The organism is Streptomyces sp. NPDC051207 (assembly GCF_040682395.1).
Classification (GTDB): domain Bacteria; phylum Actinomycetota; class Actinomycetes; order Streptomycetales; family Streptomycetaceae; genus Streptomyces.
In genome coordinates, this window is sequence record NZ_JBFBAX010000015.1 from 42,653 (window position 1) to 65,232 (window position 22,580).

At 71.0% G+C, this 22,580-nt stretch carries 19 protein-coding genes and 5 tRNA genes; 9 read left to right on the top strand and 15 right to left on the bottom strand.

The window, feature by feature from the left end; translation table 11 throughout:
* Nucleotides 1-68: 68 nt before the first annotated feature.
* The 3 genes from AB0M97_RS16755 to leuC all read right to left on the bottom strand — a co-directional run bounded on the left by AB0M97_RS16755 (nt 69) and on the right by leuC (nt 2,621).
* Nucleotides 69-299: a hypothetical protein gene (locus tag AB0M97_RS16755; protein ID WP_365961602.1), complete on the bottom strand. Its 231-nt coding sequence runs from the start codon at nt 297-299 to the stop codon at nt 69-71.
* A gap of 292 nt (nt 300-591) precedes the next feature.
* Complete coding sequence (gene leuD / locus AB0M97_RS16760; RefSeq protein ID WP_365961603.1) at nt 592-1,185, bottom strand: 3-isopropylmalate dehydratase small subunit; 594 nt, start codon at nt 1,183-1,185, stop codon at nt 592-594.
* Between the two features lie 5 nt (nt 1,186-1,190).
* Nucleotides 1,191-2,621 (bottom strand): 3-isopropylmalate dehydratase large subunit, encoded by a 1,431-nt coding sequence (gene leuC, locus AB0M97_RS16765; protein ID WP_365961604.1) that lies wholly within the window; start codon nt 2,619-2,621, stop codon nt 1,191-1,193.
* A gap of 196 nt (nt 2,622-2,817) precedes the next feature.
* Between leuC and ndgR the strand changes: the two genes are divergently transcribed.
* Complete coding sequence (ndgR, locus tag AB0M97_RS16770) at nt 2,818-3,534, top strand: IclR family transcriptional regulator NdgR (RefSeq protein ID WP_030787455.1); 717 nt, start codon at nt 2,818-2,820, stop codon at nt 3,532-3,534.
* Nucleotides 3,535-3,702: 168 nt separating this feature from the next.
* Here the strand turns inward: ndgR and AB0M97_RS16775 are convergent.
* The 9 genes from AB0M97_RS16775 to AB0M97_RS16815 form a co-directional block, all read right to left on the bottom strand.
* Nucleotides 3,703-3,775 (bottom strand) — tRNA-Glu (locus tag AB0M97_RS16775).
* A 28-nt stretch (nt 3,776-3,803) separates the two neighbouring features.
* Nucleotides 3,804-3,875: transfer RNA gene (locus AB0M97_RS16780), tRNA-Gln, on the bottom strand.
* A 21-nt stretch (nt 3,876-3,896) separates the two neighbouring features.
* Nucleotides 3,897-3,969, bottom strand: a tRNA-Glu gene (locus AB0M97_RS16785).
* Between the two features lie 19 nt (nt 3,970-3,988).
* Nucleotides 3,989-4,061 (bottom strand) — tRNA-Glu (locus AB0M97_RS16790).
* A gap of 40 nt (nt 4,062-4,101) precedes the next feature.
* Nucleotides 4,102-4,173, bottom strand: a tRNA-Gln gene (locus AB0M97_RS16795).
* Nucleotides 4,174-4,264: 91 nt separating this feature from the next.
* Nucleotides 4,265-4,996 (bottom strand): HAD family hydrolase, encoded by a 732-nt coding sequence (locus AB0M97_RS16800; RefSeq protein WP_365961605.1) that lies wholly within the window; start codon nt 4,994-4,996, stop codon nt 4,265-4,267.
* Between the two features lie 132 nt (nt 4,997-5,128).
* Nucleotides 5,129-6,652 carry a glutamate--tRNA ligase gene (gene gltX / locus AB0M97_RS16805; protein ID WP_365961606.1) on the bottom strand — a complete coding sequence of 508 codons (1,524 nt, stop codon included), beginning with the start codon at nt 6,650-6,652 and terminating at the stop codon, nt 5,129-5,131.
* Nucleotides 6,645-7,421, bottom strand: a complete 777-nt coding sequence (locus AB0M97_RS16810; protein ID WP_365961607.1) for a fumarylacetoacetate hydrolase family protein — start codon at nt 7,419-7,421, stop codon at nt 6,645-6,647. Before AB0M97_RS16810 ends, gltX begins: the two co-directional genes overlap by 8 nt.
* A 187-nt stretch (nt 7,422-7,608) precedes the next feature.
* Complete coding sequence (locus AB0M97_RS16815) at nt 7,609-7,797, bottom strand: hypothetical protein (RefSeq protein ID WP_365961608.1); 189 nt, start codon at nt 7,795-7,797, stop codon at nt 7,609-7,611.
* 602 nt (nt 7,798-8,399) lie between these two features.
* On the opposite strand from AB0M97_RS16815, the gene AB0M97_RS16820 reads away from it, so the two are divergent.
* From AB0M97_RS16820 to AB0M97_RS16855, 8 genes are all read left to right on the top strand, one after another.
* Nucleotides 8,400-12,134, top strand: a complete 3,735-nt coding sequence (locus AB0M97_RS16820) for a nitrate- and nitrite sensing domain-containing protein (RefSeq protein WP_365961609.1) — start codon at nt 8,400-8,402, stop codon at nt 12,132-12,134.
* Between the two features lie 9 nt (nt 12,135-12,143).
* Nucleotides 12,144-12,557 carry a roadblock/LC7 domain-containing protein gene (locus AB0M97_RS16825; RefSeq protein ID WP_358657748.1) on the top strand — a complete coding sequence of 138 codons (414 nt, stop codon included), beginning with the start codon at nt 12,144-12,146 and terminating at the stop codon, nt 12,555-12,557.
* A gap of 111 nt (nt 12,558-12,668) precedes the next feature.
* A complete protein-coding gene (locus tag AB0M97_RS16830) occupies nt 12,669-13,064 on the top strand; it encodes a DUF742 domain-containing protein (RefSeq protein WP_159535968.1) in 396 nt (131 codons plus the stop codon).
* The gene (locus AB0M97_RS16835) at nt 13,045-13,620 is read left to right on the top strand and encodes an ATP/GTP-binding protein (RefSeq protein ID WP_365961610.1); all 576 of its coding nucleotides are present in this window, start codon (nt 13,045-13,047) and stop codon (nt 13,618-13,620) included. Before AB0M97_RS16830 ends, AB0M97_RS16835 begins: the two co-directional genes overlap by 20 nt.
* Before the next feature lie 383 nt (nt 13,621-14,003).
* Nucleotides 14,004-17,237, top strand: coding sequence for a nitrate- and nitrite sensing domain-containing protein (locus AB0M97_RS16840; RefSeq protein WP_365961611.1), 3,234 nt, complete (start codon nt 14,004-14,006; stop codon nt 17,235-17,237).
* Between the two features lie 10 nt (nt 17,238-17,247).
* Nucleotides 17,248-17,661: a roadblock/LC7 domain-containing protein gene (locus tag AB0M97_RS16845; RefSeq protein WP_004983065.1), complete on the top strand. Its 414-nt coding sequence runs from the start codon at nt 17,248-17,250 to the stop codon at nt 17,659-17,661.
* A gap of 95 nt (nt 17,662-17,756) precedes the next feature.
* Entirely contained in the window at nt 17,757-18,329 is a 573-nt protein-coding gene (locus AB0M97_RS16850; protein ID WP_365961612.1) for a DUF742 domain-containing protein, read from the top strand.
* Nucleotides 18,310-18,891 carry an ATP/GTP-binding protein gene (locus tag AB0M97_RS16855; RefSeq protein ID WP_044384251.1) on the top strand — a complete coding sequence of 194 codons (582 nt, stop codon included), beginning with the start codon at nt 18,310-18,312 and terminating at the stop codon, nt 18,889-18,891. The genes AB0M97_RS16850 and AB0M97_RS16855 overlap by 20 nt, the downstream gene beginning before the upstream one ends.
* A 263-nt stretch (nt 18,892-19,154) precedes the next feature.
* Here AB0M97_RS16855 and AB0M97_RS16860 read toward each other — a convergent pair whose 3' ends face one another.
* The 3 genes from AB0M97_RS16860 to AB0M97_RS16870 all read right to left on the bottom strand — a co-directional run bounded on the left by AB0M97_RS16860 (nt 19,155) and on the right by AB0M97_RS16870 (nt 22,576).
* Nucleotides 19,155-19,349, bottom strand: a complete 195-nt coding sequence (locus AB0M97_RS16860; RefSeq protein ID WP_365961613.1) for an acyl-CoA carboxylase epsilon subunit — start codon at nt 19,347-19,349, stop codon at nt 19,155-19,157.
* Nucleotides 19,350-19,382: 33 nt separating this feature from the next.
* Complete coding sequence (locus AB0M97_RS16865; protein ID WP_365961614.1) at nt 19,383-20,966, bottom strand: acyl-CoA carboxylase subunit beta; 1,584 nt, start codon at nt 20,964-20,966, stop codon at nt 19,383-19,385.
* 260 nt (nt 20,967-21,226) lie between these two features.
* Nucleotides 21,227-22,576, bottom strand: a complete 1,350-nt coding sequence (locus AB0M97_RS16870; RefSeq protein WP_365961615.1) for a hypothetical protein — start codon at nt 22,574-22,576, stop codon at nt 21,227-21,229.
* Nucleotides 22,577-22,580: the final 4 nt, after the last annotated feature.

The window sequence follows — 22,580 nt, forward strand, 5'->3', positions numbered from 1 at the left end:
ACCGCAAATCAAACACGAAACGGGCTTATCACCCTTGTGCCGCAGCGGACTCGGCCGCCCCGGGCTGTTCAGCGTTCCTCTTCGGGGAACCGACCCTCGTCGAGGTCCGTCGTGAACCGCTCCAGACGCCTTGCCGCGTCGGCGAGATCGTGCTTGGCCACGGCCGTAATGACCAGCAGCTTCCGGGTCAGCGCCATCCGTACGCCCTCCGGGACTTGCAGTGCGCGCACTCGTGCGTGCGCTTCCTTGAGCCGGACCGCGACCGCCGCATAGAGCTGGAGTTGGCCGTCGTGTTCCATGCACAGATTGTGCCATCTGGGGCGAGTTGTCGCCTGCCCAGGGGGCAACTGCCGCCGCGAACGGCCTTCCTGGCCCGTGCGGTCGCCGCGGCCACGAACCCCGCGTACCCCGGCAACCACCCCTCTAACGTGGGAAGTTGGCATTACCGGTCGGGCCGAGCGGGGCCGTTCGGGTACAGAAACGGCCGTACCCCCGATCGGGCTGATCGGGGGTACGGCGGGGGTGTCGCGGTGGCCGAAACTCGACCTCCCCCAGGCGCTGGTGTCGGACGCGTCAGGCGCCTCGGGCGAGTCAGACCTGGACGGTGCTCGGCTTGAACGCCGGGCGCTTCGCCTCGTACGTGGCGATGTCCGCCTCGTTCTGCAGCGTGATCGAGATGTCGTCCAGGCCGTTCAGCAGCCGCCAGCGGGAGTTCTCGTCCAGCTCGAAGGAGGCGGTGACGCCCTCGGCGCGCACCTCGCGGCGCTCCAGGTCGACGGTCACCTCGGCGGTCGGGTCCTGCTCGGTGAGCTCCCACAGAAAGTCCACGATCTTCTGCTCCAGAACCACCGTGAGCAGGCCGTTCTTGAGCGAGTTGCCGCGGAAGATGTCGGCGAAGCGGGAGGAGATCACGGCCTTGAAGCCGTAGTTCTGCAGCGCCCAGACGGCGTGCTCACGGGAGGAGCCGGTGCCGAAGTCGGGTCCGGCGACCAGCACCGTGGCGCCCTGCCGCTCGGGGCGGTTGAGGACGAACTCCGGGTCCTTGCGCCAGGCCTCGAACAGCCCGTCCTCGAACCCGTCCCGCGTCACCTTCTTGAGCCAGTGGGCGGGGATGATCTGGTCCGTGTCGACGTTGCTGCGGCGCAGCGGGACGGCCCGGCCGGTGTGGGTGGTGAATGCTTCCATGACTCTCAGACTCCAGCGGGCGTACGGACGTCGGCGTCGGACAGGTCGGCCGGCGATGCCAGGTGGCCCAGGACCGCCGTGGCCGCCGCGACCTGCGGCGACACCAGATGCGTACGGCCGCCCTTGCCCTGCCGGCCCTCGAAGTTGCGGTTGGAGGTGGACGCGGAGCGCTCACCGGGGGCGAGCTGGTCGGGGTTCATGCCCAGGCACATCGAGCAGCCCGCGTGCCGCCATTCGGCGCCGGCCTCCTTGAAGACCACGTCCAGGCCCTCGGAGACGGCCTGCAGACCGACCCGCGCGGAGCCGGGCACGACCAGCATCCGTACGCCGTCGGCGACTTTGCGGCCCTTGAGGATCTCGGCGGCGTTGCGCAGGTCCTCGATGCGGCCGTTGGTGCAGGAACCTACGAAGACGGTGTCCACCGTGATGGAGCGCAGCGGCTGCCCGGCCTCCAACCCCATGTACTCCAGGGCCTTTTCGGCGGCGAGGCGCTCCGAAGCGTCTTCGTACGAAGCGGGATCGGGGACGGCCGCGGAAAGCGGGGCGCCCTGGCCCGGGTTGGTGCCCCAGGTGACGAACGGCGACAGCTCGGCGGCCTCGATGACGACCTCGGCGTCGAACTCGGCGTCGTCGTCGGTGCGCAGCGTCTTCCAGTACTCCACCGCCGCGTCCCACTCGGCGCCCTGCGGGGCGTGCGGGCGGCCCTTGAGGTACTCGAAGGTCGTCTCGTCGGGGGCGATCATGCCGGCGCGGGCGCCGGCCTCGATCGACATGTTGCAGATGGTCATCCGGGCCTCCATCGAGAGCTTCTCGATGGCCTCGCCGCGGTACTCCAGGACGTAGCCCTGGCCGCCGCCCGTGCCGATCCTGGCGATGATCGCCAGGATGAGATCCTTGGCGGTGACACCGTCGGGCAGTTCGCCGTCGATGGTGATCGCCATGGTCTTCGGGCGGGACATCGGCAGCGTCTGGGTGGCCAGTACGTGCTCGACCTGGGAGGTTCCGATACCGAAGGCCAGCGCGCCGAAGGCGCCGTGCGTGGAGGTGTGCGAGTCGCCGCAGACGACCGTGGTGCCGGGCTGGGTCAGGCCCAGCTGCGGGCCGACGACGTGCACGACGCCCTGCTCGACGTCGCCCAGCGGGTGCAGCCGGACGCCGAACTCGGCGCAGTTCGCGCGCAGCGTCTCCAGCTGGACCCGGGAGACCGGGTCGGCGATGGGCTTGTCGATGTCGAGGGTGGGGGTGTTGTGGTCCTCGGTGGCGATGGTCAGGTCGAGCCGGCGCACCCTGCGCCCGCTCTTGCGGAGACCGTCGAAGGCCTGCGGGCTGGTCACCTCGTGCAGCAGGTGCAGATCGATGTAGAGGAGGTCGGGCTCGCCCTCTGCGCGCCGGACGACGTGGTCGTCCCAGACCTTCTCCGCGAGTGTCCTACCCATCGCTTTCCCTCCGGCCGGCAAGGAGTGCGCCGGCCCAACTAGAGATCTTGAGGAGACGGCGCCCGCGCCCCTGTCTCCGGGCGTCCGCCGCCAGGCCCTGGTCACGGGCCGCTGTGAAACTTCGTGGTGTCCAGAGTGGCGTGTTCCACGGAAAATGGAACTTGCGTTTCACAGAGTGAGACGCAAGTATCGTTGCATGGACAACAGTAGCGGCGTCGGCGTTCTGGACAAGGCGGCCCTCGTCCTGAGCGCTCTGGAGTCCGGTCCGGCCACCCTCGCGGGTCTGGTCGCGGCGACCGGACTGGCACGACCCACGGCCCACCGCCTGGCCGTGGCTCTGGAACACCACCGCATGGTGGCGCGTGACATGCAGGGGCGCTTCATCCTCGGCCCCCGCCTGGCAGAGCTGGCCGCGGCCGCGGGCGAGGACCGCCTGCTGGCGACGGCCGGACCGGTCCTCACCCACCTCCGTGACGTCACGGGAGAGAGCGCGCAGCTGTACCGGCGCCAGGGCGACATGCGCATCTGCGTCGCCGCGGCGGAGCGGCTGTCGGGCCTCAGGGACACCGTCCCGGTCGGTTCCACGCTCACGATGAAGGCCGGTTCCTCGGCGCAGATCCTGATGGCCTGGGAGGAGCCCGAGCGGCTGCACCGGGGTCTGCAGGGCGCCCGTTTCACGGCGACGGCCCTGTCGGGTGTCAGGCGCCGCGGCTGGGCCCAGTCCATCGGCGAGCGGGAGCCCGGTGTGGCGTCGGTCTCGGCGCCCGTGCGCGGCCCCTCCAACCGTGTCGTGGCGGCGGTGTCGGTCTCCGGTCCGATCGAGCGCCTGACGCGTCACCCGGGCCGGATGCACGCCCAGGCGGTCATCGACGCCGCCGGCCGCCTCTCGGAGGCACTGCGCCGCTCCAGCTGAACGCCGTCCCCTTGCCCGGGCCGCCTCAACGCCGCGGCAGGCCCAGGCAGCGCGCGCCCCGAAGGGACGCGGAACCGCGCGACCGGCCCAGGACGACCCGCGCTCGCCGACACGCGAAAACGGCCCCCCGCCTCAGCGCAACCGCTGAGGCGAAGAGCCATCGTCTCGTACCCCCGACCGGATTCGAACCGGCGCTACCGCCTTGAGAGGGCGGCGTGCTAGGCCGCTACACAACGGGGGCGTGGACCGTGCGTTTCCGCAGGTCCGAGCTGGTCTACCTGGACTCGAACCAAGACTAACTGAACCAGAATCAGTCGTGCTGCCAATTACACCATAGACCAAAGGTGGTTTAGACCTCTGAGTACCCCCGACCGGATTCGAACCGGCGCTACCGCCTTGAGAGGGCGGCGTGCTAGGCCGCTACACAACGGGGGCCCTGATCTCGAAGGATCCGTACCCCCGACCGGATTCGAACCGGCGCTACTGCCTTGAGAGGGCAGCGTGCTAGGCCGCTACACAACGGGGGCTTGCGGATGTGATCCGCGGTGTGCAGATGAGCTCTGCGAGCTGGCCTACCTGGACTCGAACCAAGACTAACTGAACCAGAATCAGTCGTGCTGCCAATTACACCATAGGCCACTGGAACGCAAGCCCCAGAGGGGATCTTGTTCTAGTTCTGCGCTTCGGGTGTCCGGCCTTGCGGCCCGCGTCCCGCGGCGCAGGAAGAACATTACCCGAAGGTGGACGGGGCTCCAAAACGAGTATCGGCGCCGAGGATCGCGGGGAGTTCGGCGAGCGACGCGATGCGGTGCGGGCCCCGCGGGGGTTCCAGCGTGGCGTACGCGCCGCCGCGGTCGATCCACACCGACAGCAGGCCCGCCTCGGCGGCGCCGCGCCCGTCGATCTCCGGGTGGTCGCCGACGTACGCCACCTGGTGCGGGGCGAGGCCCAGGGCGTCGCAGGCCGCCCGGAAGGCCGCCGGCGCGGGCTTGGAGACGCCCAGTTCGGCAGCGCACAGGATGGCCTCGAAGCGGTCGTGGACGCCGAGCAGGCGCAGCTTGCGGTCCTGGACGTGCAGGCTGGAGTTGGACAGCACGGCGTGCCGGTGGCTGCCCGCGAGGGCGTCCAGGACGGGCAGGACGTCCGGGAAGAGCGCCCAGGCGGCCTCGTAGTGCGCGATGTAGCGCTGGAACCAGGCGTCGGCCTCGGCGTCGGTGAGGTCGCGGTCGATGAAGGCGCGGACGCGGTCGCGCCGTTGGTCCTCGAACGACACCTCCCCCGCCGCGAACCGTGCCCACTGGCGGTCGGTGATCTCCCGCCAGCGGTCGAGGGCCTGCTCGACGCCCTCGTACGCCGCGAGGAGGCCCTCGGCGGCGAGGTGGCCGCGCATGCCGGCGCGGTCGGCGGACGTGTAGTCGAAGAGGGTGTCGTCGACGTCCCACACCACGGCTCTGACGCTCATGGCACCGACGGTAACGCCCGCGCCGCCGTGCGTGCCGGGCGGTGTCCGGGTGCGGGCCTGCTCCGTCGCGGAGCGGGACAGGGCGGCAGCCGGGCCGGCTGCCGCCCTGCGGGGCGTGGTGGTGTCAGTCGCTCACGCGGCGAGCTTGGCGAGCGCCGCGTCGATGCGGGCCAGCGTCGTCTCCTTGCCCAGGATCTCCAGGGACTCGAACAGGGGCAGGCCGACCGTGCGGCCGGTGACGGCGACGCGGACCGGGGCCTGGGCCTTGCCGAGCTTGAGGCCGTGGGCCTCACCGGCGGCCAGGACGGCCTCCTTCAGGGACTCGGCGGAGGTCCAGTCGGCGGCCTCCAGCTTCTCGCGGGCCGTGCGCAGGAGGGCGTCCGAGCCTTCCTTCATGGCCTTCGTCCAGCTCGCCTCGTCCTCGACCGGCTCCGGCAGGAACAGGAAGTCGACGTTGTCGGTGATCTCGGAGAGGACCTTCAGGCGGGTCTGCGCGTGCGGCGCGATCGCCTGCCACTTGGCCTCGTCGAAGGCCTCCGGGGCCCACGGGGCGAACGGGGCCCGCAGCCACGGGCGGCAGCGCTCGGTGAAGTCCTTCACGTCGAGCATGCGGATGTGGTCGCCGTTGATCGCCTCGCACTTCTTCAGGTCGAAGCGGGCCGGGTTGGGGTTCACGTCGGCGACGTCGAACGCGGCGACCATCTCGTCCGTCGTGAAGACGTCACGGTCGGCGGAGAGGGACCAGCCGAGCAGGGAGAGGTAGTTGAGCAGGCCCTCGGGGAGGAAGCCGCGGTCCCGGTAGAGGTTCAGGCTGGACTGCGGGTCGCGCTTGGAGAGCTTCTTGTTGCCCTCGCCCATCACGTACGGCAGGTGGCCGAACTGCGGGACGTCCTTGGCGACGCCCAGCTCGATCAGCGCCTTGTAGAGGGCGATCTGCCGCGGGGTGGAGGACAGCAGGTCCTCGCCGCGCAGCACGTGGGTGATCTCCATCAGGGCGTCGTCGACCGGGTTGACCAGGGTGTAGAGCGGGGCGCCGTTGGCGCGGACGATGCCGTAGTCCGGGACGTTCTCCGGGGTGAAGGTCAGCTCGCCGCGGACCAGGTCGGTGAAGGTGATCGTCTCGTCGGGCATGCGGAAGCGGACGATCGGCTCGCGGCCCTGGGCCTGGTACTCCTCGACCTGCGCGGCGGTCAGCTCGCGGCAGTGGCCGTCGTAGCCGGAGGGCCTGCCGGCGGCGCGGGCGGCCTCGCGGCGGGTGTCCAGCTCCTGCTGGGAGCAGTAGCAGCGGTAGGCGTGGCCGGCGTCGAGCAGTTTCTGGGCGACGTCGCGGTAGATGTCCATGCGCTGCGACTGGCGGTACGGCGCGTGCGGGCCGCCGACCTCGGGGCCCTCGTCCCAGTCGAAGCCGAGCCAGCGCATCGAGTCGAGGAGCTGCTCGTAGGACTCCTCGGAGTCGCGGGCCGCGTCGGTGTCCTCGATGCGGAAGACCAGGGTGCCGCCGTGGTGCCGGGCGAACGCCCAGTTGAACAGGGCGGTGCGGACCAGGCCCACGTGGGGGTTGCCGGTGGGCGAGGGGCAGAAACGGACGCGCGGGGGTGCCCCCTGTCCGAGCGGGGTCGAGGACTTGGGGGACGGGGAGCCTGATGCGCTAGCCACGCTTGACAACCTTGTTGGTGAGAGTGCCGATGCCTTCGATGGTGACGGCGACCTCGTCGCCGACGTTGAGGGGGCCGACCCCTGCCGGGGTGCCGGTGAGGATCACGTCGCCGGGCAGCAGCGTCATGGCCTCGGAGATGTTGACGATCAGGTCCTCGATGGAGTGGATCATCTCGCTGGTGCGGCCGAGCTGGCGCTGCTGTCCGTCGACCGTGAGCTGGATGGTCAGGTCGCTCGGGTCCAGCTCGGTCTCCACCCAGGGGCCGAGCGGGCACGCGGTGTCGAAGCCCTTGGCGCGGGCCCACTGCTTCTCGCGCTTCTGGACGTCGCGGGCGGTGACGTCGTTGGCGCAGGTGTAGCCGAAGACGACGTCCTTGACGCGCTCGCGCGGCACCTCTCGGCACATGCGGCCGATGACGACGGCCAGCTCGGCCTCGTGGTGCAGTTCCTCGGAGAACGACGGGTACTGGATCTCGTCACCGGGCCCGATCACGGAGGTCGACGGCTTGAAGAAGGCGAACGGGGCGTCGGGGACGTCGTTGCCGAGTTCCCGCGCGTGTTCGGCGTAGTTGCGGCCGAAGGCGACGACCTTGTTGGGGAGCACCGGCGGCAGCAGCCGTACCTTGCGCACCGGGACCTTGGTGCCGGAGAGCTCGAAGTCGGCGAACGGGATGCCCTTGATGATGTCGAGGACGAGCTCGTCGGGCTTGTCGCCCTCGACGGCTCCGAAGGCTACGTTCCCGTCGATGGAGAATCTGGCGATGCGCACGGGATGCTGGGCCCCTTGACTGAAGCGGCTGGAGTCTGACGCTCCAGGCTAACGCGGCAACGGGCCCGTGCCTCGCGCGATACGCCCGCGGCCCTCGCGCGGTGCGGCCCGTGGCCCTCGCGCGGCAATGCGCCGCGGCACGGCGAAGGGCGCCCCTCACAGACGGGCGCCCTCGGGTGCGCTGCGGCTACTGGCCGGCGGAGACGGCGGACGGGATCTTGTCCAGGACGGTGCGCCGGGGGTTCGCGGTCTGGGTGGGAAGCTCGACGCCGTGCTCCAACTGCTCCGGCTTCTGCAGTTCGTCGGCGTCCTTCAGGTGGGCCAGCGTCGTGCGTTGCGGATTGGCGATCCTCTGGAACATCATCGTCGTCTTCACGGTTGTACGAGACCCTGTCGTCCGGGCGCCCGGGGAGCGTCAGCGGACGCCGCTCGGGCGCGGGTTGTCGGATGTGCCATCCCTGTAAAGCGTCAGGCTAAACATTCAACTTCCCCCGGATGTGGTGAAGACCCCATGATCGATATGTGAGTTTGCTCACGAGCGAGCGGGCAATTCGGTCATACCGGGCCGTCATATCGCCTTACCGAAACGGACATTGCATCCCTGAAGCCCTCATTCCGCTCCTGATCATGGCGACTGGGACACCGGACCCGCCCAGGCGACTCGCGGCCTTTGGTCCGCTTTGCCGGGGATCTCTTTCCACATGCGGTGACCCGGCGCTCACACCGTGTCACGGTCGTCATGGGCTCGCCCACGGGCCTTGTTGGAGATCCTGCACTGTGCTGGAATTCCACGGACCGCCGCAGGATCGAACCGGCGCACAGGGGGCGCACACAGACGCGCCGAGTGGCGGTGAGAAGGGGGAACCAGCGCCGGTCACTCACGACCACCACGGGGACGTTTTCAGGGCGCCCCCACGACGCCGACACCGTCTTCGCCGTTCACGCGGCGAGACGCCTGGTCCAGAGGTTGCGACGCTAGTGCAGGGACGTTTCAAGAGGGATGGCAGCGCTTCGGCGGAGCCGGAGCCGCACGGCGGGACTGGCCCGATGGCCGGCAGCTCCTCGCCCCAGCACGCCCAGAACCCGGGCCAGTCCGGCGACAGCGGTGACCGCTCCGGACGCCCCGGGGCGTCCGCCTCCGGCGCCGCGTCGGCTCCGGCGCCCGCCAAGGGCCCCGTGGGCCCCGGTTCCCGCCTGGCCCTGCGCAACTGGCGCATCTCGACGCGCCTGGTGTCGCTGCTCGCCCTGCCCGTGGTCGCGGCCACCTCCCTGGGTGCGCTGCGCATCAACCAGTCGATGGACGACATCCAGCAGCTCGACAACATGAAGCTGCTGACGGACATGACGAAGCAGGCCACCGAGCTGGCCGCCGCGCTCCAGGAGGAGCGCGACCAGTCGGCGGGCCCGCTGGCCCACGGCTCGAAGGCCACCGGCTTCACCGTCAAGGGCTACCGCGACAAGACCGACCGCGCCCTGGACAACTTCCTCACCAGCTCCGAAGAGGTCGACAACGCGGCCAAGGACGGCAACCTCCTCGGCGTCCGCGACAGCCTCGTCGGCCTGGCCACCGACCTGAACACCCTCAGCAAGATCCGCGCCAACGCGTACGAGGCCGAGGACAACTCCACGCAGACGGTCGAGGCGTACCACCGTCTGATCACCCACCTGCTCGACCTCTCGCAGGACATGTCGGAGGCGACGAGCAACCCGGAGATGATCCAGCGCACGCGCGCGCTGTCGGCGTTCTCCTCCGCCAAGGAGTACGCCTCCATCCAGCGCGCCGTGATCGCCGCCGCGCTGCCCGCCAACGACGACACCTTCGGCGACCTCTCCGAGAACGACCGGCTCTACGCCGAGTCGGCGCTCCAGAGCCAGACCTCGGAACTGCGCAGCTTCAAGAGCATCTACGGCGACGACAACGCCGAGGAGCTGCTCAAGCCCATCAACGAGGGCAACCCGACGATCGAGTCGACCGACACCTACGCCAGCCGCGCGCTGAACTCCGCGGGCGGTCTGAAGTCGCTGGACAAGCGGTCCTACCTGGACTGGGTCGACGACAGCTCGACCAAGATCGAGCAGATGAAGAAGATCGAGCACACGCTGCTCGAGGACATGGAGCAGAAGGCCCGCGAGCTGCGCAGCGCCTCCGAGCGCGAGGCGATCATCTCGGGTGCGCTGATCCTGCTCGTGCTCGGTGTGTCGCTGGTCGGCGCCTTCGTGGTGGCCCGCTCCATGATCCGCTCGCTGCGCCGTCTGGAGGAGACCGCGACCCGGGTCGCCCAGGACCGTCTGCCCGAGCTGGTCAAGCAGCTGTCCGAGGCCGACCCGCAGGACGTCGACACCTCCGTGGAGTCGGTCGGCGTGCACTCCCGGGACGAGATCGGCCGGGTGGCCGCGGCCTTCGACGACGTGCACCGCGAGGCGGTCCGCCTCGCCGCCGAGCAGGCCCTGCTGCGGGGCAACGTCAACGCGATGTTCACCAACCTCTCGCGCCGCTCCCAGGGCCTGATCCAGCGCCAGCTGTCGCTGATCTCCGAGCTGGAGTCCCGCGAGGCCGACCCGGACCAGCTGTCGTCGCTGTTCAAGCTCGACCACCTCGCCACGCGCATGCGCCGTAACGGTGAGAACCTCCTCGTCCTCGCGGGTGAGGAGCCCGGCCGGCGCTGGACCCGGCCCGTTCCGCTGGTCGACGTGCTGCGTGCCGCCGCCTCCGAGGTGGAGCAGTACGAGCGCATCGAGCTGGCCGCCGTACCGACCACCGAAGTGGCCGGCCGGGTCGTCAACGACCTCGTGCACCTGCTCGCCGAGCTGCTGGAGAACGCGACGTCGTTCTCCTCGCCGCAGACCAAGGTCAAGGTCACCGGTCACGCGCTGCCCGACGGTCGGGTGCTGATCGAGATCCACGACACCGGCATCGGCCTGTCCCCGGAGGACCTGGCGGCGATCAACGAGCGGCTCGCCTCGCCGCCCACCGTGGACGTCTCCGTCTCCCGCCGCATGGGTCTGTTCGTGGTCGGCCGGCTGTCGCAGCGGCACGGCATCCGCATCCAGCTGCGCCCGTCCGACTCCGGTGGTACGACCGCGCTGGTCATGCTGCCCGTCGACGTCGCCCAGGGCGGCAGGAAGCCCCAGCCCAAGCAGGGCCAGCCGGCCGTGGGCGGTCCCGCCGCCGCGCAGGCCGCCGCCGGTGCGGCGGCGGCCCGGCGTGCCGCCGGGCAGGACGCCGGCCCCGGCGGCGCGTTCGGCTCCGGTGGTCCCGGCGGCGGCGCGTTCGGTCCCGGTGGCGGCGGTGCGCTCGGCGCCGGCCCGTCCGGCGGCCGGCTCGGCGCCGGTCAGGGACCGCGTGCCGCGCTGACCGGCCGGGACGGCGGTCGCCCGGGTGCGCCGGGCGGCGCGCGCGGCCCGCAGGGTCCCGCCGCTCCCCAGCAGCGTCCGGCCCCGGCCGGCGCGGGCGCCGGTTTCGCAGGCCAGGCGCCGGGTGCCCCGCAGGGCATGCAGGCGGCCGGTCCGCACGGGCCGCAGGGCATGCAGGGCGGCGACCAGGACGTCTTCGGCGGCAGGCAGCGCGGCGACGACGAGCAGGGCCGCCGCCCGCAGCTTCCGCCGCGCGGTGGTCCGCGCGCCGAGCTGCCCGGCGGCAACCCGCAGCCGTCCCGGCCGAGCTGGAGCGACGAGAACGCCCAGCCGCCGGTGCCGCGCGCCTCGCTGGACACCCCGCGCGGCCACGACGAGCAGGACCATGGCCGGACCTCCCGCATGCCGCGGGTCGACGACCGGCAGGGCCCCGGCTCGACGGCCGAGATCCCGATGGCGCCGCGCCACGACGAGCAGCAGGTCCCGGGTCCTGCGGGCGACTTCCCGCACCCCGGCCTCCCGGGCGCGGACGGCTCCCCGGAGACGGGTCGGTTCGCCCCCGGCACGGAATCCCCGCAGGGCGGCGGGCAGTTCGTGCGTCCGGACGTCTTCGGCGCCCCGGCCGGGCGGGACACCGCGTCCGCACCGGGCCGGTTCCCGGCTCCCCAGGCGTACGACGCCGGTTCGGGCGACCCGTTCGCCGGGCCGGGCCAGGACAGCGCCTCCACCGGCCGGCACGCTCTGCCGGGCCGCGGAAACGGGGTGGACGCCCCGCAGCACACGGACGACTTCCAGCGTCCGGTCAACGGCGCCCGCGGCGGCTTCGACTTCGGCGCCCCGCGCCCGCCGGCTCCGCAGCAGCGGCCGGCCCGCCAGGAGCCCGAGGCGCTGCCCCCGGCCGGTCCCGGTGACGGCCGTACGCCGCTGTACGACACGCTGGAGACCAACTGGTTCCACGGCGCTGGCCGGCAGGAGGCGCAGGAGCGGGAGCAGAACAGCGGCTCCGCCGCCCCGGCCGCGCCGCAGCAGCCGCAGGCCCCCACGGGCCCGCAGCGTTCCGGCGTCACCCCGTGGCGCAGCTCGCCGAACGACGATCTCGTACGGCAGGCGGAACGAGTGCGGCAGCCGGCCGCCGGTGGTGTCACCACCTCCGGCCTGCCGCGCCGGGTGCCCAGGGCGAACCTCGTCCCGGGCACGGCTCAGCAGCAACCGCACCAGAGCGGTCCGCAGGTCTCGCGCGCGCCTGACGACGTGCGCGGACGGCTGACCAATCTGCGTCGGGGTATCGCACAGGGTCGTCAGGCCGGGTCAGGACAGACCGGCAGCTTCCCACGGCCCTCTCACCAGCAGGAGCGTTAGTTGAGCCCGATGAGCCAGGCGGCACAGAACCTCAACTGGTTGATCACCAACTTCGTGGAGAACACCCCCGGGGTGTCCCACACCGTCGTCGTGTCGGCCGACGGTCTCCTCCTGGCGATGTCGGAGGGCTTCCCGCGCGACCGCGCCGACCAGCTCGCGGCCGTCGCCTCGGGGCTGACCTCGCTGACGGCCGGGGCGTCCCGGATCTTCGACGGGGGCACGGTGGCCCAGACGGTCGTGGAGATGGAACGGGGGTTCCTCTTCCTGATGTCCATCTCGGACGGATCGTCGCTCGCCGTCCTGTCGCACCCCGAGTGCGACATCGGCCTCGTCGGCTACGAGATGGCGCTCCTGGTCGACCGCGCGGGAGCGGTGCTCACGCCGGACCTGCGCGCCGAGCTCCAGGGAAGTCTGCTTCACTGATCCGCCCCGGCACCACCCGTCTCACGAAATCACCGTCCGGCCGCCACAATCCCCCCACCGGCCCCGTCAGACGGCACGACTGACCGATCTGCTGTCCCGCCCGGAGGATTCATGACCCCGCCCACCGCCTCTCATGATCCGTACGCGGAGCCGTACGAGGACGAGGGCGACCAGCCGCTGGTACGTCCGTACGCGATGACCGGCGGCCGGACCAGGCCTCGCTATCAGCTCGCCATCGAGGCGCTGATCAGCACGACGGCCGACCCGGCAGCGCTCATGGGGCTGCTCCCGGAGCACCAGCGCATCTGCCACCTGTGCCGTGAGGTCAAGTCGGTCGCAGAGGTGTCCGCGCTGCTGAACATGCCGCTGGGCGTGGCCCGGATCCTCGTCGCGGACCTGGCGGAGGCCGGTCTCGTCGCGATCCACCAGCCCGGCGGCGACGAGACCACCGGCGCGCCGGACGTGACTTTGCTCGAAAGGGTGCTCAGTGGACTTCGCAAGCTCTGACGGGGGCCGTGCCACCACCTCGGCGAAGATCGTGGTGGCGGGTGGCTTCGGCGTGGGCAAGACCACGTTCGTGGGCGCCGTCTCGGAGATCGACCCGTTGCGCACGGAGGCCGTCATGACGTCCGCCAGCGCGGGCATCGACGACCTGACCCACACCGGGGACAAGACCACCACCACGGTGGCCATGGACTTCGGCCGCATCACGCTCGACCAGGACCTGATCCTGTACCTGTTCGGTACGCCGGGCCAGGACCGCTTCTGGTTCATGTGGGACGACCTGGTGCGCGGCGCCATCGGCGCGGTCGTGCTGGTCGACACCCGCAGGCTCGCCGACTGCTTCCCGGCTGTCGACTACTTCGAGAACAGCGGCCTGCCGTTCGTCGTCGCGCTGAACGGGTTCGACGGTCAGCAGCCGTACGCGCCCGAGGAGGTGCGGGAGGCCCTGCAGATCGGCCCCGACACCCCGATCATCACGACGGACGCCCGCCACCGCGCCGACGCCAAGGGCGCGCTGATCACCCTGGTGGAACACGCCCTCATGGCGCGGCTGCGCTAGAACCCCGGGCAAAAACGCAGCGCCGCACGGCAGTTGCCGCAGGCACTCGGTGGCCGGCTGTGTCCTTGGACACGGCCGGCTGCGCTGTTCATAACGTTTCGGCAGAGGAATCCGGTGGTGCCGCCACGCGTCGCGGTCGACCGGTGCCGCTGCGCTCACAAGTTGCCCGCCTTATGCCGCACATCACTGTTTATGCCCGGTTTACACAGGCGCCGCATCAGGGGCAATGTCTTTCTTGCCATGTTTGGAAGAGCGCAGGCCGCCGTGCTGGAATGCCTGAACTGCCCAATGGTCAAAGACGTACTCGTCAGTCGATGGCGCCCTGGGCTCTGAGACACTGCGGCACAACGTGAGGTGCCGACCGCCGAGAGGTTGTTGGTCGAGTGAGGCGAAGCAAGAACAGTCCCGAGCCGTCGGCCCGGGGCAACTTCACCCCGCCGCCGCGCACAGCGGCGCCCGCTTCCGTGCCCGGTCCGGAGCCGACGGCCGCGCCCGCGCCGAGCGGGGGCCGCCTCTCCCCGCGCAACTGGCGCGTGGCGACCCGGCTCAACGCCATCCTCCTGATACCCGTGCTGGTCGGCCTCGTCATGGGCGGCTTCCAGGTCAAGAGCTCGATCGACACCTGGCAGGACGCCGAGGACGCCGAGAACACCGCCCGCCTGGTGCGGGCCTCCCTCACCTACGCCAACGCCCTCTACATCGAGCGCGACGCCACGGCGGCCCCGCTGCTGAAGGGCAGCGCCCAGACCGCCGAGGACAAGAAGACCGTCGCAGCGCTGCGCAGGAGCACGGACGAGGCGGCCGACACCTTCGACCGGGCCGCGCAGAGCATGCCGGACAAGGCCGGACTGGAACGCCGCCTGAAGCTGTTCCGCGAGGCGGAGCCGAAGCTCCAGGCGCTGCGTGCCGCCGCCTACACCCCCAGGCTCAAGGGCGCCGAGACCGAAGAGGGCTACGTCCAGGTCGCCCACCCCCTGATGGAGTTCGCCAACGAGCTGGGCCTGGGCACCGGCAACATCACCTCGTACGGCCGCACCGTCTACGCCATCGCGCTGACCAAGTCGGCGCTGTCGCTGCAGCGTTCCATCGGCATGCACATGCTGGAAAAGCCGGGCCCCACCGACAGCCAGCTCGCCAGCCAGCGCGTCGCCCTCTCCTCCTACGCCTACCTCGAGCGCATCGCCGTCGAGGAGTACCTCGGCGGCGGCACCCAGGCGGACGCCGACAAGCTGGAGCGGGCCGAGGAGCAGGTCAGGGAGGACGGCGCGCGGCAGGCCGCCGAGGCCAAGCGGCAGAACCCCGACTACGTGCCGCCGCCGGCCGACCCGAAGACCATGATCGGGGAGCTGGCCAGGCTGAACACGACGGACGAGAGCGCGCGCGCCCGGCTCGCCCAGCGGGGCATCTCGCCGGCGAACTGGTGGGCGGTCACCACGCTCAAGTTCGACGCCTACCGCCAGATCGAGTCCGACCTCGCCGACACCGCGGTGGCCGAGGCCTCCACGATCGCCGACGACGCCCGGCGCGACACCTACATCACCGGCGCCGCCGTCGTGATCGCCCTGCTCGCCGCGTTCATCCTGGCCGGCATGGTGGCCCGCCAGATGAGCCGCTCGATGCGCCAGCTGCGCAACGCCGCCTTCGGCATCGCCGAGCAGCGCCTGCCGATGCTGGTCGACCAGCTCTCCCGCACCGACCCCGGCCGTGTCGACACCCGCGTCGCGCCGATCCCGATCAGCTCCACGGACGAGATCGGCGAGGTCGCCCGCGCCTTCGACCAGGTCCACCGCGAGGCCGTCCGGCTCGCCTCCGAGCAGGCCCTGCTGCGGGGCAACATCAACGCGATCTTCACCAACCTCTCGCGCCGCAACCAGTCGCTCATCGAGGGCCAGCTGACCCTGATCACCGATCTGGAGAACAACGAGGCCGACCCGGACCAGCTGGAGAACCTCTTCAAGCTGGACCACCTCGCCACCCGTATGCGCCGCAACGGCGAGAACCTCCTGGTCCTCGCCGGCGAGGAGCCCGGCCGCCGCTGGGACCAGCCGGTGCCGCTGGTCGACGTGTTGCGCGCCGCCTCCTCCGAGGTGGAGCAGTACGAGCGCATCGAGCTGTCCGGTGTCCCGGAGGCCGAGATCCACGGCCGTGCCGTGACCGACCTCGTGCACCTGCTGGCCGAGCTGCTGGAGAACGCCACGACGTTCTCCTCGCCGCAGACCAAGGTCCGCGTCACCGCGACCCGGCTGCCCGACGGCCGCATCATGATCGAGATCCACGACAAGGGCATCGGCCTGACCGCCGAGGACTTCGCGGACATCAACCACAAGCTGGCCAACCCGCCCACCGTGGACGCCGCGATCTCCCAGCGCATGGGCCTGTTCGTGGTCGGCCGGCTGTCAGACCGGCACGGCATCCGCGTCCAGCTGCGCCCCTCCGGCGAGCAGGCCGGCACGACCTCGCTCGTGATGCTGCCGGACGCGATCACGCACGGCGGTGGCGGCGAGGGCCAGACGGCCGGTGACGAGTTCACCGTCTCGCAGATCATCCCGGAGCAGAACTTCGGCGGCGAGGACTTCAGCCGGCCGGTGCGGACCGCCGCCGAGCTGGGCTTCGACGACAGCCGCTACTCCGACGTCCCCGACGACATCCGCGAGCTCGACCCGGTCGGCCGCTCCCTGATGCGCGAGGAGCGCCGCGCCGCCCTGGAGCAGGGCCGCGGCCAGGACGACCCGCACAGCGCCCACGAGAGCGCCGAACAGGCCTCCTACGCCGACGAGTTCGGCGGACAGCAGCACGGCTACGACGGCGGCTACCGGGACCAGACCGGCGGATACGGCGCGCAGCCGCCGTACGAGGAGCCGCAGCCGCAGCAGTACGACGGCACGTACTACGCGCCGAACGGCGGCCTGCCGCGGCACGACGCCTTCGGGGCGAACGGCGGCTACCCGGAGACGGGCTACGCGGAGCCGGCCCAGGACGGCGCCCAGGCCGCCGGCGGCGAGACCTATCAGCAGCCCTACGGGGAGCAGACCTACGAGGAGCAGTCGTACCAGGACGACTGGCAGCAGCAGAGCGGCTACCAGAACGGCTATCCGAACCAGTACCCTTCGGATGCCCCGGAGGCGGAGTCCACGCAGGCCGGTGACGCCGGTGAGCAGGACCACGTAGGCTTCGAGCGTCCGGGACCGGCCCCTTCCGCCGGCCACGAGCTGACCGACGCCGGGCTTCCGCGCCGCGGCTCCACCGCGAGCGGCACGAACGGTACGGGCGGTGCGCGGCAGGCGGACCAGGAGGCGCCGGCTCCCGCGGAGAGCAACGGTGACAGCGGCTGGCGGTCGGCGAACGACGAGCGCTGGCAGCAGGCCTCGCAGCTCCGCAAGCCCAAGGCGGGCGGGGTCACCTCCTCCGGCTTGCCGCGGCGGGTGCCCAGGGCCAACCTGGTCGAGGGTTCCGCCGACTCCACCCCCCAGGGAGGCCCGCAGGTCTCCCGTGCCCCGGAGGACGTCCGGGGCAGGCTGAGCAACCTGCGCCGCGGTGTCCAGCGAGGCCGCAGCGCAGGCAGTGAAACGAACGGCCAGGGCTTCGGTCCTGACAGCACCTACAACCAGGAGCGTTAGTGTGAGCCCGATGAGCCAGGCGGCACAGAACCTGAACTGGTTGATCACCAACTTCGTGGACAACACCCCGGGGGTGTCCCACACGGTGGTGGTCTCCGCCGACGGACTCCTTCTGGCGATGTCCGAAGGCTTTCCCCGCGACCGCGCCGACCAGCTCGCGGCCGTCGCCTCCGGTCTGACGTCTCTGACGGCAGGCGCTTCCCGCATCTTCGAGGGCGGCAGCGTGAACCAGACGGTTGTGGAGATGGAGCGGGGATTCCTCTTCATCATGTCCATTTCCGACGGTTCGTCTCTCGCCGTTCTCGCACACCCCGAGGCGGACATCGGCCTCATTGGGTACGAGATGGCCCTTTTGGTGGACCGCGCCGGTACGGTCCTGACTCCCGACCTTCGCGCGGAGCTCCAGGGGAGCCTGCTCAACTAACAGACGGACGGTGCGTTTTGGCGTCCCGTGGCCGTAAGGTTTCGGGACGCGGCTACCACAGCGATGGGTGCCAGGCACAGTCGGAGGAGGAGAAAGTGGCAACACCCCCAGGCGATTCGCCTTCGGGCAACTGGTCGTACGGCCCTGCCCAGGGCCCGCACGACGGTTCCCAGAACCGGTACAACTTCCCCTCCACGCCGAGCCACCGGCAGCCGTACGCGCCCCAGGGCCCCGGCTCCTCGCCGTACGACCAGCCGCAGGCGCCGCGTATCCAGCCGGTGCAGCCGCAGCGCCGCGCTCCCGAGCCGGCGCCCGCCGGAGCATCGCACAACCCTCTGGTGCGTCCGTACGCCATGACGGGCGGTCGCACCAGGCCGCGTTACCAGCTCGCCATCGAGGCGCTGGTGCACACCACCGCGCAGCCGCACCAGATGCAGGGCCAGCTGCCCGAGCATCAGCGGATCTGCAACCTCTGCCGAGAGATCAAGTCGGTGGCCGAGGTCTCGGCTCTCCTCACGATCCCCCTCGGCGTGGCCAGGATCCTCGTCGCCGACTTGGCGGAGGCGGGACTGGTCGCCATCCATCAGCCCGGCGGCGACGAGAGCGCCGGCGGCCAGCCAGACGTGACACTGCTCGAAAGGGTGCTCAGTGGACTTCGCAAGCTCTAGCGGCGGTCCTTCCCGCTCCACCACCTCCGCGAAGATCGTGGTGGCGGGTGGCTTCGGCGTGGGCAAGACCACGTTCGTCGGCGCCGTCTCGGAGATCAACCCGCTGCGCACGGAGGCCGTCATGACGTCTGCTTCGGCGGGCATCGACGACCTCACCCACACCGGGGACAAGACCACGACGACCGTGGCCATGGACTTCGGCCGTATCACCCTGGACCAGGACCTGATCCTGTACCTGTTCGGCACCCCCGGTCAGGACCGTTTCTGGTTCATGTGGGACGACCTCGTGCGCGGCGCCATCGGCGCGGTCGTGTTGGTCGACACCCGGAGGCTCGCCGACTGCTTCCCGGCTGTCGACTACTTCGAGAACAGCGGCCTGCCGTTCGTCATCGCCCTCAACGGCTTCGACGGGCAGCAGCCGTACAGTCCCGACGAGGTGCGGGAGGCGCTGCAGATCGGGCCCGACACGCCGATCATCACGACGGATGCGCGGCATCGCGCGGATGCGAAGTCGACGCTGATCACCCTCGTGGAGCATGCGCTGATGGCGCGCCTGCGGTAGCGCTCCGCGCGGTCTGCGGGCAGTCGTACCTCCCTCCGTGCCTCGAGGGCCCGGGAGGTGCTCCCAGGCGGCACGGGTGGGCGCAAGCACCACCCCTTACCCGCCGGGTTGCGCATCGCCCCCTGCGGCCACTGGGCTGCCGGGGGCTGTCGCATGCCGGGCGCGGGTTGTGTGTGGCTGGGCACGCAGTTCTCCGCGCCCCTGCGGGGCGTGAACGCGAAGAGGCCCCTCCAAAAGGAGGGGCCTCTTCGCGTTCTGTGCGGTCAGCGCCAGCTGTGAGGGGCTCGGAAGCCGGGTTCGCGTTCCAGGCGGCGCCAGCCTGCCCGGGCCCGGCCGCGGTGGGCCGGGGCCGTCTCGGTGGGGCGGGCCGCCGCACGCGCCAGGAGGATGGCCGTCAGGGCGGCGACTTCCTCGGGCTCGGCGTGGCCCTTCTCGACGCGGATGTCAGGCGTGTCCATGGGTGTCAGTCTCCGTGAGAGAGGTCCGCCGGGTTACTGCGGCGGGTTGCCGTGCTTGCGGGAGGGCAGGTCGGCGTGCTTGGTCTGGAGCATGGCCAGGGAGCGGATGAGGACTTCGCGGGTCTCGGCGGGGTCGATGACGTCGTCGACGAGGCCCCGTTCGGCCGCGTAGTACGGGTGCATGAGCTCGGCCTTGTACTCCTTGACCATCTTCTGCCGCATGGCCTCGGGGTCTTCGGCCTCGGCGATCTGGCGGCGGAAGATGACGTTGGCCGCGCCCTCGGCGCCCATCACGGCGATCTCGTTGGTGGGCCAGGCGTAGGTGAGGTCGGCGCCGATGGACTGGGAGTCCATGACGATGTAGGCACCGCCGTACGCCTTGCGCAGGATCAGGGAGATGCGCGGCACGGTGGCGTTGCAGTAGGCGTAGAGGAGTTTGGCGCCGTGGCGGATGATGCCGCCGTGTTCCTGGTCCACGCCCGGGAGGAAGCCGGGGACGTCCAGGAAGGTCACGATGGGGATGTTGAAGGCGTCGCACATCTGGACGAAGCGGGCGGCCTTCTCGCTGGCCTCGATGTCGAGGACGCCGGCCAGGGTCTGGGGCTGGTTGGCGACGATGCCGACGACCTGGCCGTCCAGGCGGGCCAGCGCGCAGATGATGTTCCGCGCCCACCGCTCGTGGACCTCGAGGTACTCGCCGTCGTCGACGATCTCCTCGATCACCTTGGTCATGTCGTACGGCCGGTTGCCGTCCGCCGGGACCAGGTCGAGCAGGACGTCCGAGCGGCGCTCGGCGGCGTCCGTGGACTCGTGGCGCGGCGGGTTCTCCCGGTTGTTCTGCGGGAGCAGGGAGAGCAGGTAGCGCACCTCGGCGAGGCAGGTCTCCTCGTCGTCGTACGCGAAGTGGCACACGCCCGAGGTCTCGGCGTGCACGTCCGCGCCGCCCAGGCCGTTCTGCGTGATCTCCTCCCCCGTCACCGCCTTGACCACGTCCGGGCCGGTGATGAACATCTGCGAGGTGTCGCGGACCATGAACACGAAGTCCGTCAGGGCGGGGCTGTAGGCCGCGCCGCCCGCGCACGGGCCCAGCATCACGCTGATCTGCGGGATGACACCGCTGGCCCTGGTGTTGCGCTGGAAGATGCCGCCGTACCCGGCCAGCGCCGAGACGCCCTCCTGGATACGGGCGCCCGCGCCGTCGTTGAGGGACACCAGCGGCGCACCCGCCGCGATGGCCATGTCCATGATCTTGTGGATCTTCGCGGCGTGCGCCTCGCCCAGCGCGCCACCGAAGATCCGGAAGTCATGGGCGTAGACGAAGACCGTGCGGCCCTCCACCGTCCCCCAGCCGGTGATCACACCGTCCGTGTACGGCTTCTTCGCCTCCAGCCCGAACCCCGTCGCCCGGTGCCGGCGCAACTGCTCCACCTCACGGAAGGACCCCGGATCGAGAAGAAGCTCAATCCGCTCCCGAGCCGTCAGCTTCCCCTTGGCATGCTGCGCCTCGGTCGCCTTCTCACTCGGCCCGGCCAGTGCCGCCGCACGGATGTCGTGCAGTTCGGCCACCCGCCCGCGCGCGTCCGTCGGCTCACCCGGCGCCTCTTCCAAAACGGTCATGTAGTGACCTTACGAAGCCCGGCAAGAAAAGCGGGCCGTCGACTCCGTACAGTCTCCGGACCGTTTTCCTGGTAGCCCTGAACAGAACCGCGGCCCCGGGCAGCCGTTTCGACTGCTCAGAGGGCGTGCCGCTTGTAGGGCTCGCACAAACGCGTCGCCCTGAGAGTCGTCTCACATCGTGAGCCTCCGATGGCCTTCCCGGGTGACGCGGCGACCGGTCGGCGGCCGGGCCCCGGTCGGGTGATTCCCGGGGCGTGCGGTCAGAAGCCTCCGCCGAAGTCCCCGCCGCCGCCTCCGAAGTCCCCGCCGCCGAAGCCGCTGCCGAAGTCGCCGCCGAAGTCACCCGAGTCGAAGTCGGCGCCGGAGACGTCGCCGCCCTCGTGGCCGCCGAAGTCGCCGTACCCCGCGCCGTAGTCGGCGCCGTAGGCCGGGCCGGCCATCATGCTGCCGAGCATGGTGCCGACGAGCAGGCCGGGCAGGATGCCGCCGCCGAAGTAGCCGCCCGCCCAGGGGCCGTACGCCGGGCCCGCCTCCCAGTAGGGGCGGCGGCCGTCGGCGGTGTCGACCTCGCGGACCATCGGGTCGCGGCCCTCGGCCAGCCGGGTGCGGTCCGCCGCGCAGACCGGCACCTCGCGGGTCGTGCCGCCCGGCGGCGTCCAGGTCGCGTCGGCCACCGACGGGCCGTGCCGCGGGTCGAAGAAGCACGGCGGCCGGCGTTCCGGCAGGGGCCTGCCCTCGCGGCGGGCCGTCAGCCGGGCCAGCGAGAAGCGGCCGTCCTCCAGCGTCTGGGTGACGCCCCGCACCTCCTCCGGGTGCCGGGCTGCGGCCATCAGGGACTTGGCCCGGTCGTAGGCGTCCAGGGCGTGTTCGTAGTCGGCCCGCATCGCGTCGTCGGCGCCGGGCTCGGAGGGGTGGAAGTCGAGCCGGTCGAGTTCCTCGCCGAAGGCCGTGATGTCCTCGTCCACGACGACGCGCAGCTTCTCCAGCGCCGCCCGCCGCTCCTCCTCGTGGCGGCGCCGGTTGCGCCGGACGAGGGCGTACGCGCCGGCGCCGCCGGCCGCGAGCACCGCGCCCGTGGTGATCAGCGCGCCCGTCGGCACGCCGTCGCCGCCCTCGCTCCACGAACCCGGCGCGGAGCCGCCCATGCTGCGCAGCGCGTTGTCGACGAAGTCGTTGAGCTGGGCCTTGGTGTCTCCCGCGTCCTGGACGGCGGTGACCAGGTTGCTCACGCCCTGGCGGCTCAGCACGCGGCTGTCGGCGCGCGCGTCGAAGCGGTCGCCGAGGCGGATGCCGTACAGGCCGGTCACGCCGGTCTCGGTGCGCAGGTTCCGGAAGAGGTTTGCCGTCGGGTAGCCGTCCGGCAGGACCGCGACGAAGACGGGCTTGTCCGCGTCCTGGATCTTGTCGGCCAGCGCCTCGGCGTCCGACTCGGACAGCAGGTCCGAGGCGGCCGGGTCGACGTAGACGGGGCTCTCGCGCAGTGCCGCGGCGATCCGGGAGACGTCGGTGGCCGCGTGCGCTCCGGGCGCACCGGCCATCAGGACCGCCAGGACGGCGGCGACCGGCACGATCAGCAGGCGTACGAACGTACGCGTCGTTGCGCCCTTCATATGT